The sequence below is a fragment of the Rhizobium sp. CCGE531 genome (assembly GCF_003627795.1).
Lineage (GTDB): Bacteria > Pseudomonadota > Alphaproteobacteria > Rhizobiales > Rhizobiaceae > Rhizobium.
Genome location: NZ_CP032684.1, coordinates 3,806,514 through 3,819,188, shown reverse-complemented (window position 1 = coordinate 3,819,188; position 12,675 = coordinate 3,806,514). Strand labels below are relative to the sequence as shown.

The 12,675-nt window shown below is 61.7% G+C and carries 11 protein-coding genes; 4 read left to right on the top strand and 7 right to left on the bottom strand.

Annotation, left to right across the window (positions count from 1 at the left end; genetic code table 11):
* Nucleotide 1 precedes the first annotated feature (1 nt).
* The 4 genes from CCGE531_RS18605 to CCGE531_RS18590 form a co-directional block, all read right to left on the bottom strand.
* Nucleotides 2-1,084, bottom strand: coding sequence for an ABC transporter ATP-binding protein (locus CCGE531_RS18605; protein ID WP_120666018.1), 1,083 nt, complete (start codon nucleotides 1,082-1,084; stop codon nucleotides 2-4).
* 759 nt (nucleotides 1,085-1,843) lie between these two features.
* A complete protein-coding gene (locus tag CCGE531_RS18600; protein WP_120666016.1) occupies nucleotides 1,844-2,485 on the bottom strand; it encodes a ThuA domain-containing protein in 642 nt (213 codons plus the stop codon).
* Between the two features lie 24 nt (nucleotides 2,486-2,509).
* Nucleotides 2,510-3,610, bottom strand: a complete 1,101-nt coding sequence (locus tag CCGE531_RS18595; RefSeq protein ID WP_120666014.1) for a Gfo/Idh/MocA family oxidoreductase — start codon at nucleotides 3,608-3,610, stop codon at nucleotides 2,510-2,512.
* 142 nt (nucleotides 3,611-3,752) lie between these two features.
* The gene (locus CCGE531_RS18590) at nucleotides 3,753-4,955 is read right to left on the bottom strand and encodes an ROK family transcriptional regulator (protein WP_120666012.1); all 1,203 of its coding nucleotides are present in this window, start codon (nucleotides 4,953-4,955) and stop codon (nucleotides 3,753-3,755) included.
* Between the two features lie 220 nt (nucleotides 4,956-5,175).
* On the opposite strand from CCGE531_RS18590, the gene CCGE531_RS18585 reads away from it, so the two are divergent.
* From CCGE531_RS18585 to ugpC, 4 genes are all read left to right on the top strand, one after another.
* A complete protein-coding gene (locus CCGE531_RS18585; protein WP_120666011.1) occupies nucleotides 5,176-6,477 on the top strand; it encodes an extracellular solute-binding protein in 1,302 nt (433 codons plus the stop codon).
* 72 nt (nucleotides 6,478-6,549) lie between these two features.
* Nucleotides 6,550-7,488, top strand: coding sequence for a sugar ABC transporter permease (locus CCGE531_RS18580; protein ID WP_120666009.1), 939 nt, complete (start codon nucleotides 6,550-6,552; stop codon nucleotides 7,486-7,488).
* Nucleotides 7,481-8,329, top strand: a complete 849-nt coding sequence (locus CCGE531_RS18575; protein ID WP_120666007.1) for a carbohydrate ABC transporter permease — start codon at nucleotides 7,481-7,483, stop codon at nucleotides 8,327-8,329. Before CCGE531_RS18580 ends, CCGE531_RS18575 begins: the two co-directional genes overlap by 8 nt.
* 20 nt (nucleotides 8,330-8,349) lie before the next feature.
* The gene (ugpC, locus tag CCGE531_RS18570) at nucleotides 8,350-9,420 is read left to right on the top strand and encodes a sn-glycerol-3-phosphate ABC transporter ATP-binding protein UgpC (protein WP_120666006.1); all 1,071 of its coding nucleotides are present in this window, start codon (nucleotides 8,350-8,352) and stop codon (nucleotides 9,418-9,420) included.
* A gap of 98 nt (nucleotides 9,421-9,518) precedes the next feature.
* Here ugpC and CCGE531_RS18565 read toward each other — a convergent pair whose 3' ends face one another.
* The 3 genes from CCGE531_RS18565 to CCGE531_RS18555 form a co-directional block, all read right to left on the bottom strand.
* A complete protein-coding gene (locus tag CCGE531_RS18565; protein WP_120666004.1) occupies nucleotides 9,519-9,896 on the bottom strand; it encodes a DUF427 domain-containing protein in 378 nt (125 codons plus the stop codon).
* A 69-nt stretch (nucleotides 9,897-9,965) separates the two neighbouring features.
* Nucleotides 9,966-10,598, bottom strand: coding sequence for a TetR/AcrR family transcriptional regulator (locus CCGE531_RS18560; RefSeq protein ID WP_120666002.1), 633 nt, complete (start codon nucleotides 10,596-10,598; stop codon nucleotides 9,966-9,968).
* Between the two features lie 174 nt (nucleotides 10,599-10,772).
* Nucleotides 10,773-12,620 (bottom strand): M23 family metallopeptidase, encoded by a 1,848-nt coding sequence (locus CCGE531_RS18555; RefSeq protein WP_120666000.1) that lies wholly within the window; start codon nucleotides 12,618-12,620, stop codon nucleotides 10,773-10,775.
* Nucleotides 12,621-12,675 lie beyond the last annotated feature (55 nt).

Sequence of the window (12,675 nt, the reverse complement as noted above, 5' to 3'; positions counted from 1 at the left end):
CTCAGGCGGCTTGTTGCAGGGCGGGAGTGACGGCGGCGCCTTCGGTGTCGAAGACCATGATGTGGCGCGGATCGATAAAGACATCGATCGCATCGTCGACATCGATATCCTGCACGCCCTGGGTCAGCATCACCCAGCGCTGGCCTGAAACATCGATATGGATGAAGCTTTCCGAACCGGTGATCTCGGTGACGGTCACTCTTGCCGGCGCGGCGATGGCTTCCGGCGTCTGCGGCGCAAGCGCCAGGTGATGCGGCTGGAAAGCGATCGTGTAGCGGCCATCCGGCTGGTCCTGGAGATCCTTCGGCACGGGCAGGCGGATATTGCCGTCGCGCATGAATTCGCTGCCGCGCTTGTCGAGCATGATCGTGTTCAGCGGCGGATCGGCGAAGGTGATTGCTGTGATCAGGTCCTTCGGGTTGCGGAAGACCTCGATCGTCGGTCCGAACTGGGTGATGCGGCCTTGCGCCAAGGTTGCGGTATTGCCGCCGAGAAGCAGGGCCTCGGATGGTTCCGTGGTGGCGTAGACGAAGATGGCGCCGGATTCGGCGAAGATTTTCGGCAATTCGGCGCGCAGCTCCTCGCGCAGCTTGTAGTCGAGATTGGCGAGCGGCTCGTCGAGCAGGACCAGCCCCGCGTTCTTGACGATGGCGCGGGCGAGCGCCGTGCGCTGCTGCTGGCCGCCAGAAAGACTCAAAGGGAGGCGATCGAGGAAGGGGCCGAGGCGCAGAAGATCGGCTGCCTTTTTGACCTCCTTGTCGATGATCGCCGTGCTTTTGCCGCTCAATCGCATCGGCGAGGCGATATTGTCGTAGACGGTCATGGAGGGATAGTTGATGAATTGCTGGTAGACCATCGCGACGTTGCGGCGCTGCACCGGCAGGCCGGTGACGTCGGCGCCGTCGACATGGATCGTGCCTGCGGTCGGCTTGTCGAGCCCGGCCATCAGTCGCATCAGCGACGTCTTGCCCGAAAGCGTCGGTCCCAGCAGCACATTCAGCGTGCCGCGCTGCAGGGTCAGGTTCGTTTCTGCGATATGCGTCTCTCCGCCGACCGACTTCGATACGCCTCTAAGTTCAAGCACGATAAATTCCTTCCATGCGTCGCATATCGATGCTGCCGCGAGGATCGCGAAGAGACTGATCCGTCCGGAAATGCCGTTGCCGGGCGGTGTCCGTTGCTGAGATTATGGTTGTCGGGAAGTGGATTGTGCCGATCTGCCTGCGGAAACTTCGCGCCGGCAAGAATTGCGCCGCGTGATGTCAATGGCGGTGCGGACGAAGTCGCAAACCATGCCGTTTTCCGTACTGATCTGATTTTCGGACAATTATTCCTCCCTTTGTTTCGATTTGCACCCCTCACGCGAAAACCGAAACCAGAATGACGATAAATGAAGATAAAGGAATGTCAAACGAAAACTGGTCGCGTTTCAGCTTCGCTTCATGAATCTCGTCAGAGGCCTATTTTAGGGATAAATAACAAAACCGGTAACCGATTGATCGGCATTGGAAATGAAACCTGACGAGCCTCGTGGCCGCGGCCTTGCGGGTCGCGTCCGTTCCGGCTCATGGCCGCACTTCAGTGTCGGCAGCCGATGGTCGAGCACGAAGCAGCCGCCGAGCGCGAAGCGAGAATCTGGGATGTCTGGGATGGACTGGGGGAGGCGGCCCTAGAGAACGGACGCCGCGCGGCGTTTTCGCCGGCAGATTATAGCGGCGGCCTGTCCGGCCTGATCTGGCTGTTTGTTGAGGCTCCGGCGGGTGGTCGAGCCCGATGGAGATGCTTTCGCAGGGCCGCTCCTCAAATGATATGAGGAGCGGTATTTTCGAAAGATATGGAGCGCTCAGCGCGCCGCCCAGTTGGCGCCGCGGCGGAAGATGGTCTTCATCTGCGGCACGTCGAATTCCTTGGCCTGGTGGCCGAGCGAGGAATAGAAGACGCGGCCCTTGCCGTATTTGCGCTTCCAGGCGACCGGCATGACGACGCCGTCGATCCAATAGGCGTGGTCGCCGGTGAAGGTCGTGGTCGCCAGCACCTCGTTCGACGGGTCGACATGCATATAGTACTGCTCCGACGTGTAGGGGAAATCGGTGATTCCCTCCATGATCGGGTCGTCCGGCCGCGTGATATTGACCGTATAGTCGATGATGTTGCCGGGATGGGCGACCCACTGGCCGCCGATGATGAACTGGTACTCAACGCTTTCGCGGAACGAGTCGCCTGCGCCGCCATGATAACCGGCGATGCCGACGCCGCTTTCGATCGCCTCGGCGAGGTTCTTCACCTCTTCCTTCTCGATCTTCGACATGGTGACGATCGGCACGATCAGGCTGAGATCGTGGATCGAGGGATCGGCGAAGGCTTCGGTGCTGTTTTCGAGGTAGACCTTGAAGCCGTCCTCTTCCAGCATGTCGCGGATGATATGGGCGCATTCCTGTGGTTCGTGGCCGCTCCAGCCGCCCCAGACGATAAGTGCTTCACGCATGATAGTCCTCCTGAACTAGCTCAATTAGCGGCCGATCTGTCCATCCACCAGGGATTCGGACAGAGGGGCCGGGCGCTCCGTTTGCGTCGTGATGGTGACCGTGCGCCCGCTGTCGGAGGCCGTCTGGAAGGCTTCCATGACTTCGAGCACATGCAGCGCGAGGCTGCCATTGGCGCGGTGCGGTCGATTCGAGCGGATGGCATGCGCCATGTCGGCGACGCCGAGCGAGCGGTAATTGCCGTCGGCATAGGGCGCGGTGATCTCACGCTCGGCGAATTCTCCACCCTTCTTCAAAAACTCCACCGGGCCGCCGAAACGGTTGGGATCGGGCACGATCAGCGTGCCTTCGGTGCCGTAGACTTCGAGCGGCACATGCTTGTGGCCGGCGACATCGAAGCTCATGCCGATCTGGACGACGGCGCCATTGGCAAAGGCCATGACGCCGGCGACATGCGTCGGCACATGCACCGGGATGTGCTCGCCATTGCGCGGCTCGCTGGTGATAATGCGTTCCTTGCGCGGCGCGACGGCAAAACCGGCGACCTGGGAGACGGGGCCGAGCAGGTTGACGAGATCGGTGATGTAATAGGGACCCATGTCGAGCATCGGGCCGCCGCCGACTTCATAATAGAAAGCCGGATTCGGATGCCAGCGCTCATGGCCGGGGCACATGAAGGTGGCGCTGCCGCCGACCGGGATGCCGATCGCGCCCTCGTCGATGATGGCGCGCGCCGTCTGGTGGCCACCGCCGAGAAAGGTATCCGGGGCCGCGCCGATGCGCAGGCCCTTGGCGGTTGCGGCATCCGCAAGCGTCTTGCCCTCGGCGAAATTGATGCCGAGCGGCTTTTCCGAATAGGTGTGCTTGCCGGCGTCCAGCGCCTGCAGTCCGACGGCGACATGCGCCTTTGGAATGGTCAGGTTGACGATAATCTCGATCGAGGGATCGGCAAGCAGGGTGGCGATATCGACCGCCTTCAGGCCGAATTCGGCTGCCTTTGCCTCGGCGAGCTGGCGATTGAGGTCGGCCACGCCTTTGATGTCGAGAATGGGAAAGGATTTCATGGCGGTGAGATAGGCGCCGGAAATATTTCCGCAGCCGATGATGCCGATGCCGACCTTGTTCATGGACTTCCTCCAGATAGCTTGTCTTTGTCTGTACTGGAGCGGTTCAGTGTTTCAAGGAATCGCTGAACCGCTCTATCCTATTGTTTCGACGCAATTCCGGACGGAAAACCGCTGCGCGCTTTTCCTGGAATTGCTCTGGGGATCAGAGGGCCGGTGCCGGTCCCGTCGTTCCCCAGGGCGATTCGTAGAGTTCGCGCAACGCGACGACCGCGGCGCCTTGCGCCCAGGTCTCGTCCGTCGATTGGTCGAAAACGAGTTCGGTCACGCCCTTGATCGACGGTGGGATCGCCAGCGAATAGGCTTCCCGCAGGCTGTCGAGGAAGGGCTGGCCGAGCGCCAGGCTCGATCCCACAAGAATGACGCGCGGCGGGGCAAACAGCGTGACGATATTGGCGAGCGCCGTGCCGCAGGCTTCGCCGGCCCGGATCGCCGCGCCGATCAATGTATTGTCGTCCGCCGCAATCAGGGTCTTCGCATGCGCCATGCCCTGGCCGAGGCGGATGGCCTCGGCGAAGCGGCCGCTCGGCTGATCGCCGAGAATGGCGCTTTCGCCGGCAAGGCTTGCCAGCCTGACCATACCTTGCGAACCGATGCCGAGAACCAGATCGCCGAGATTGTGGCTGAGGCCGCCGGCGCCGCGAAACAGCTGGCCGCCATGCAGAACACCGAGCCCCAGCGTCTGTTCCAGCGACACGAGCACCATGTCGTCCAGGTCTCTTGCCTTGCCGAACCAGTGATGCGCCAGCGTGATGGCATGCGCGTCGCTCTCGACGATGGTGGTCACGCCCAGCCGCTCGGACATTTCCCTGGCAAAATCGACGCCCGTCTCGCGAAAGATCGGGCTGGTGCGGACATGGCCGGTGCGGTGCTCGATGACACCAGGCAGGCCGAGGCAGACGGAATCGATCTCGTCCAAAGCCAGATTGGCGTCGACGACGCAGCGGCGCACGCCATCTTCGATCAGATCGGCGATGACGCCGATCGGCTGCCGGTCGACGCGCAGCGCCAGCGTCAGCGTGGAAAGAACCTCGCCGCGAAAGTCCGTCACCACGAAAACCATGCGGTTGGCGGCGATTTTCGCGCCGACGACGCGCGCGGCATCCGGATTGAGCTCCAGCATGACGCGGGGCCGGCCTCGAGTGGCGGCCTCGCGCAGGTCGCCTTCCGTGCGCGCCAGGATGAGCCCGTCATCCAGCAGCGACGCGGTGATCGCCGACACGGTGGTGGTCGAAAGCTGGGTGCGGTCGCTGATTTCGATACGTGCGATGGAGCCCGCCCGCCGGATCGTATCCAGCACATTAAAGCGGTTTATCGCCCGCATAAGCTCGGGATCTGCTGTTTTCATAAGAATGGCGCCGAATGATGGACCCGCTCGGCTGCGGCCTGGTATTTTTAACGGAATGCGAATTAAATAACCTATGGTCATCACTCAATGTCAAGCCGTTTTGCGGTAAACCTGCCGAAAATTTAGCGGTGGTGGTTGACATTTCAGCAAAGCTCCGTTGAATTATTCCGCATAAGGGAAAAAATATTGAGGCTCTTGGTTCCCTTGGGAGGAGAAAATCATGATCCATCTACGTGGGGCCAAGGCCCTTCGCATCGCTGCCGTTGCCGCCACGACCGGCTTGGCGATCCTGGCCGGCGCGACGGGCGCCGCCGCCGACACCGTCGTCAAATGGCTGCATCTGGAAACCGACCCGAACTATGTCGCCGTCTGGCGCAAGATCGCGGATCAGTACGAGGCCAAGCATCCCGGCACGAAGATCGAGATGCAGTTCCTGGCCAACGAGGCCTTCAAGGCGAAGCTGCCGACGCTTTTACAATCGAAGGACGCTCCCGATTTCTTCTTCAGCTGGGGCGGCGGCGTCTTGAAGCAGCAGCAGCAGACCGGCACGCTCATGGACCTGACCGCGGCGATGAACGCCAAGGATGGCGCCTGGCTGAAGAGCTACAATCAGGCGGCGGTGAAGGGTCTGACCTTCGACAACAAGATCAGCGCCGTGCCCTACAAGCTCGGCACGGTTTCCTTCTTCTATAACAAGGCGCTGTTCGCCAAGGCCGGCGTCGATGCCAATGCCATCAAGAGCTGGGACGATTATCTGGCCGCCGTCAAGAAGATCAAGGCGGCCGGCATCGCGCCGATCGCGGGCGGTGGCGGCGAGAAGTGGCCGATCCACTTCTACTGGAGCTATCTGGTGATGCGCGACGGCGGTCAGCAGGTCTTCAACAACGCCAAGAACGGCAAGGGCAACGGCTTCAACGATCCCGCCATCATCAAGGCCGGCGAACAGCTTGCCGAACTCGGCAAGCTCGAACCCTTCCAGGCGGGCTATCTCGGCACCACCTGGCCGCAGGCGCTCGGCGTCTTCGGCGACGGCAAGGCCGCGATGATCCTCGGCTTCGAAAATACGGTTGCCAACCAGCGCACCAATTCCGGCGACGCCAAGGGCCTGGCGAACGACAATATCGGCCGTTTCGCCTTCCCGGCCGTGACCGGCGGCGCCGGCCTTCCGACCGACACGCTCGGCGGATTGAACGGCTGGGCCGTCACCAAGAAGGCCCCGCCCGAGGCCGTCGATTTCCTCGCCTATCTGACCAGCGCCGAAAGCGAGCGCGCCATGGCGCAGGCCGGCATGATCATCCCGGTTGCCGTCGGCGGCGAAGACGGCGTCAAGGGTCCGCTGATGCACGAAGCCGCCGACCAGCTGGCGCATTCGACCTGGCACCAGAACTTCTTCGACCAGGATCTCGGCCCCTCGGTCGGCCGCGTCGTCAACGATGTGGCCGTCGGTATCGTCTCCGGCCAGATATCGCCAAAGGATGGCGCGCAGCAGGTCCAGGACGCCTTCGAACAGGACCAGCTCTAGCGGCATCCGGCGCCGGCCGCTCCCTTGTGCCGGCGCCGGTTTTTCCCTGAATTGCAATCGTCGAGACCGCCCATGACCGATGTCAGCGCAACGACCGCCATACCGTCCATCGCCAGAGCGAAACCCGCAGCGAAACGAAAATCGCCGGCCGCCCGCGGCCGCCTGCCCGTCATCCTGCTGTTCCTGCCGCCGGCGCTGCTGCTCTTTACCATCTTCGTCATCCTGCCGATGGGGGAAGCGGCCTGGTACAGCCTTTATCGCTGGAACGGCTACGGCCCGCCAACAGAGTTTGTGGGGCTGCGCAATTTCCAGGTTCTGTTCAAGAACAGCGCCTTCCTGACGTCGCTGAAGAACAATGCGCTCATCATCCTGGTGTCGATCGCCATCCAAGTGCCGCTTGCCATCTGGCTGGCGACGATGCTGGCGCACCGCATTCGCGGCGTCGTGCTCTTCCGGCTGATCTTTTTCCTGCCCTATGTGCTGGCCGAAGTGGCCGCCGGCCTGATCTGGCGCTTCGTCTATGATGGCGATTACGGCCTGTTTGCCGCGATCGCGCATTTCCTCGGCACGCCAACACCCTATGTGCTCGCCGACAAGGACCTGGCGATGTACGCCGTGCTCGGCGTGATCGTGTGGAAATATTTCGGCTTTCACATGATGCTGTTCATCGCCGGCATGCAATCCCTCGACAAGAGCGTGCTCGAGGCGGCTGAGATCGACGGCGCCACCGGCTGGCAGAAATTCCGCTACGTGACGCTGCCGCTGCTCGGCTCGACGCTGCGTCTTTCCGTCTTCTTCGCCGTCGTCGGATCGCTGCAGCTTTTCGACATGATCATGCCGCTCACCGGCGGCGGCCCGTTCAACTCGACCCAGACGATGGTGACCTTCCTATACAATTTCGGTGTCACCCGCATGCAGGTCGGCCTCGGCAGCGCCGTCGGCGTCGTGCTGTTCGTGATCTGCGTCACCCTCGCCTTCGGCTACAAACGGATATTTATGCGCAATGACTGACATGGCCTCATCCGTTCGACTGACTATCGGCACGAAGATCTATCTCTATGTGGCGCTGACCATCATCGCCGCCATCGTGCTGATCCCGCTTTTGACGACCGCGCTCGGCGGCTTCAAGACGCTCGGCGATCTCCGCACCAATCCCTTCGGCCTGCCGGCCGAATGGCATTTCGAGAATTATACCGGCATCCTGTTCGGCGACCGCTACTGGCGGCAGATGATGAATTCCCTGATCATCGCCGTTCTCACAGTGTTCCTGACGCTGTCGGTCTCGGCCATGGCGGCCTTCGCCTTCGCGCATGTGAAATTCTTCGGCTCGAACTTCTTGCTGAACTATTTCCTCATCGGCCTGATGTTTCCGGCCGCCACCGCCATCCTGCCGCTCTTCATCCGCATCCGCGATCTCGGCCTGCTCAACACCTATTGGGGCGTGGTGCTGCCGCAGGTGGCGTTCGGCCTCGGCATGAGCATCCTGCTCTTCCGAAACTATTTTCGAAACCTTCCGGAAGAATTGTTCCAGGCGGCCTTTGTCGATGGCTGCGGCTATATCCGCTTCTTCTGGCACATCTCGCTGCCGCTCTCGCGGCCGATCATCGCCACCGTCAGCATCATTTCCTTCGTCGGCAGCTGGAACAGCTACATCCTGCCGCTGATCATGCTGAACTCGGACTCGATCTATCCCTGGCCGCTCGGCATGATGGTCTATAGCGGCGAGTTCGGCACCGAATGGGAGCTGGTTCTCGCCTTCATCACGCTGACCATCCTCCCCACCATCATCGTCTTCTTCCTGGCGCAGAAGCATATCATCGCCGGCCTCACCGCCGGTGCGGTGAAGTCCTGAGCCTTACTGGAGCAAAAAGCATGGCATCCGTCGAACTGCATAACATCCATAAGGCCTATGGGGCGCTGACCGTCATCCACGATATCTCGCTTTCGATCGAGGACGGCGAGTTCATCGCCCTCGTCGGCCCCTCCGGCTGCGGCAAGTCCACGCTGCTGCGGATGATCGCCGGGTTGGAAGAAATCACCGATGGCGATGTGTCGATCGGCGGGCAGGTGGTCAACGCCATGACGCCGCGTGAGCGCAACATCGCCATGGTCTTCCAGTCCTACGCGCTCTATCCGCATATGACGGTCGCCGAGAACATGGGCTTCAACCTGAAGCTCTCGGGCCAGACCAAACAGGTCATCGAACAGCGGGTCAACGAAGCCGCGCGCATGCTCGATCTTACCAAGTTGCTCGACCGCAAGCCGGCGCAGCTCTCCGGCGGCCAGCGCCAGCGCGTCGCCATGGGCCGCGCCGTCGTGCGTAATCCCGCCGTCTTCCTGTTCGACGAGCCGCTCTCCAACCTCGATGCGAAGCTGCGGGTGCAGATGCGCTCGGAGATCAAGGCATTGCATCAGAAGGTGCAGACCACCTCGATCTACGTGACCCACGACCAGATCGAGGCCATGACGCTGGCAGATCGCATCGTGGTGCTGAACCAGGGCAAGATCGAGCAGCAGGGAACGCCGATCGAGCTCTATCGCAAGCCGGCCAATCTCTTCGTCGCCGGCTTCATCGGCTCGCCGGCGATGAATTTCCTCGAGGGTGTCGTAGATGGTGTCGATGGCCAGCCGGCCGTGCGGCTGAAGGACAGCACGCCGGTGCGCATTGCCGGCGAACGCAAGGTGAAGCCGGGGCAGAGCGTGAAGATCGGGCTGCGGCCCGAACATCTAAGCCTTGCAAGCGGCGGCTCGCCGCTCAGTGGTCTGACCCTATTGGTCGAGCCGACCGGCGCGCAGACCCATGTGCTGTTCGATCTTGCCGGCGAGCAGGTGACGGCCGTCGTCGATGGCGAGGCGCCGGTGCGCTATGGGCAGCCGCTGAACGTTTCCGTGAGCCCGGAACAAGTCTATGTCTTCGACGCGTCGAGCGGTCTTGCTCTTTAGAGCATTTCCGCTTTTCCTCGAATCGCGAAAAGGCTCTATCCTCTTGTTTTTCCGCAATTCCGGACGGAAAACCGCTGCGCACTTTTCCTGGAATTGCTTTAGGTGACGACGTCGATCGAATCGACGCGATCGGGATAGAAGGCCATATAGTCCTTGATCCGGCTGACGGATGCATAGGGATTTTCATAGCTCCAGATGGCGTTCACCGAACGCTCGCCGCCGGCCGGGATGCTGTAGTAGGAGCATTCGCCCTTGTAGGGGCAGTAGGTCTCGTGGCCGGTCTTTTGCAGCAGGGACATGTCGACATCCCTGCGGGGAATGTAGAGCACGGCCGGATAGGATGCCTCCTTGAGCGACAGCGCCTCGTGCGTGTCGGCAATCACCTTGCCGGCGACGGAGACGGTGACATGCGCATGCTTTTCCTCGATCGTGATGGGATGATCGGGACCGGGGATTTTTACCAGCTTTTCGGACATTCTTGCTCTCCTCAGCTTGGGTAATGGTCAGGTGAGTTCAAAAGCATATAGGAAGCATTCTGCCGATTATCAGGCCCCTTGCTGCCCCTGCGTTTTCGGGGCACCCCAGCGCAATCCATCCATCAACAGGCGCACGAGACGCTGGGCGCGATCGTGCCATTCCGGCGAATTGGGCATGGAATAGGCGCCCGACAGGGCATGCAGCACGTCCGTGCTGTCGACATCGGTGCGGATCGAACCGGCCGCGACCGCTCTTTCGATCAGGCCGGCAAGCGCGACGGGCACCTTGCCGTAGCTGTCGGCGAAGAGCTTGGAGTTGCTATTGACGAGAATGCGCAGGCTGTCGGCCATGCCGCGCTTGGTGGCGAGATATCCAACGAAGCGGTGCATCCATTCCTCCAGGGCCAAATCGGGGGCAAGTTCGCTGGAAAGCGTCTCGGCCGCAGCGCATAGCGCCTCGACTTCGTGACGATAGACCACCTCCACGAGATGCTCCCGGCTGGGGAAATGGCGATAGAGCGTTCCGATACCGACATTCGCCCGCCGCGCTATATCCTCCAGCGAGGCGGCGGTGCCGTGGCTGGCGAAGGCATGCGCCGCGACTTCAATCAGCGTGTCGCGGTTGCGCCGCGCATCGGCGCGCAGGCGCCTGCTTTCGCCTGACAACGTATCCTTGGGTTCCGGCAACGGCTTGCGCGCCAATGTCTGCTCCTTGCGGATTGCCGTGGGACGATTTCGTCGTGCCTATTCACACGGCCCAGCGATATCGTCTCCATTGGCGATGTATCGGAGGATTGTTATCGCATTCGGCACCGAGGCGCCATTGCCGCCCGCACGGATCGCAAGATGACCGCGCAGGTACCGGTTTTGACCGGCTTATGGCGACGGCGCGCCGTAATGGTTCGGCCCGAAACTTGGTCCGAGGTTCGGGCCTAAATTCGGCGCCGGATCGAAGCTGGAGAAGGGCGCGGGCTGATTGCCGCGGGCCGGCGGAACGTCGAGATAGCTCATGATGTTTTCGACGTGGCTGACCTGCGAGCGCAGCCTGTCGAGCGACTTGCCGGTGAGATTCGTGCCGGCCGGCAATTGCGTTGTCAGCGGGTTTTCATAGCGGCCGTTGACGCGCAGTTCATAATAGAGATGCGGGCCGGTGGAGTAGCCCGTCGATCCGACATAGGCGATGACCTGACCCTGCGCGACACGCTGGCCGATGCGCAGATTTTGCGGCGTTGCGGAAATATGGGCATAGGTCGTCTCATAGCCGCCGTCATGACGAATGCGGACATATTTGCCGTAGCCGGTTTCCCAGGAAATCTTCTCGACGACGCCGTCGCCGGCCGCCTGGATGGGGCTACCCATCGGCGCGCGGAAATCGACGCCGTTGTGGAATTTCTTCACGCCGAGAATGGGATGGATGCGCCAGGCAAAACCATCGCCGAGCGTGCCGTTCGGCACCGGGCGGTGGACGAGCGACTTGGCGATCGAGTGGCCGCTTTCATCGTAGAATTCCGAGGAGCCATCGCTCCCGTCCTTATGCAGATAGAAGCGATGCATGTCGCCATCGGCATGGAATTCGATGAACATCAGCTCGTTGCGGCCGTCATCGGACTTTCGGAAGAGGAGGTCGACGCTGTCGGGAGCATCCTCGATGCTGGTCAGCGAAACGCCTTTCGCCTTGGCGAGCTTGATGAGCTGCAAGGCGTATTCCTTGCTCAGGCCGGATCTCTCCAGCTTGGCGCTGACCGCCGCCTCGTCATTGCCGTCGACGTTCCTGAGATCGACCGCCGCTACTTCCGAAGAGGACGGCGCCTCGGCCTGACTTTCGCCATAGAGCGTCGAAAACAGCCTGTCGTTGGCCATTGGCACGAAGCCGTTGGCATCGTCGCGGGCAACGACCCGCTCCGGCGTCCTGTCGCCGCTGAGGCGGGCCATGATCAGTTTCGGGCGGGCGTTCGGCCCCGTCTTCTCGAGCAGCAGTTCCAGGCTGTCGCCGGGCGAAACCGTATCGGTCTCCAGGGCGCGCTGCAGCTCGTCGCCGGCGTCGCTGCCGAGGCCTGCGGAAGCCAGGATGTCCTGCAGGTCCTGCTTGTCCTTCGGCATGGAGACCAGCCGGTGGAATTCACGGCCCTGCTCGCCTGTCGTCGCCCTCGATACGCTGACGTTCAGCGGTACGCCGCGAACGGGGAAGCGGGAGCGGCGCACGGCATCATAATGCGTCGTTTGCGGATAGATGCCGTTGCGGATATCCGAAAGCGACGGTGGTGAAAACACCATGTTGTCGGCACGCTCGCCGCCATAGGCGACATTGATGGCTTCCGCACTGTTGCGCGCACTTCCAGACTCATCGGATTTGAAGACGAGCGTCGTGCGGTGATAGGTGAAGATGCGGGTTTCCCCGCTGGAGAGCTTTTCCGCAACCTGAGCGAAGCGAGCGCCGTCGAAACGCTGTTTCGCAGCCAGCCGGCTGGCTTTGCGCATTGCAGGCTGGGGATGGGCCAGCTCTGCCGTGCGCAGAGGCACGGCTTGTTCGATCGTATGACGGGCCAGCAGCGGGTAGAGCACAGTTGCCAGAAGGCCGAAGGATGCCGTGCCCGCCAGGCCGATGGCGATCAGATGACGCAGATGCGCGGAGCGCGGCAGAAACGGAATGTGAAAATCATGATGCGGCCGCGCCTGGATGGCAGCCTCCGCAGGAAATTGAACGCGCAATGGACTTTCGGCCATGAAGTGAGGAACCCTGCAGACTGCGGTGGGCCCAAACTAGGGCAAATCGTGGCGA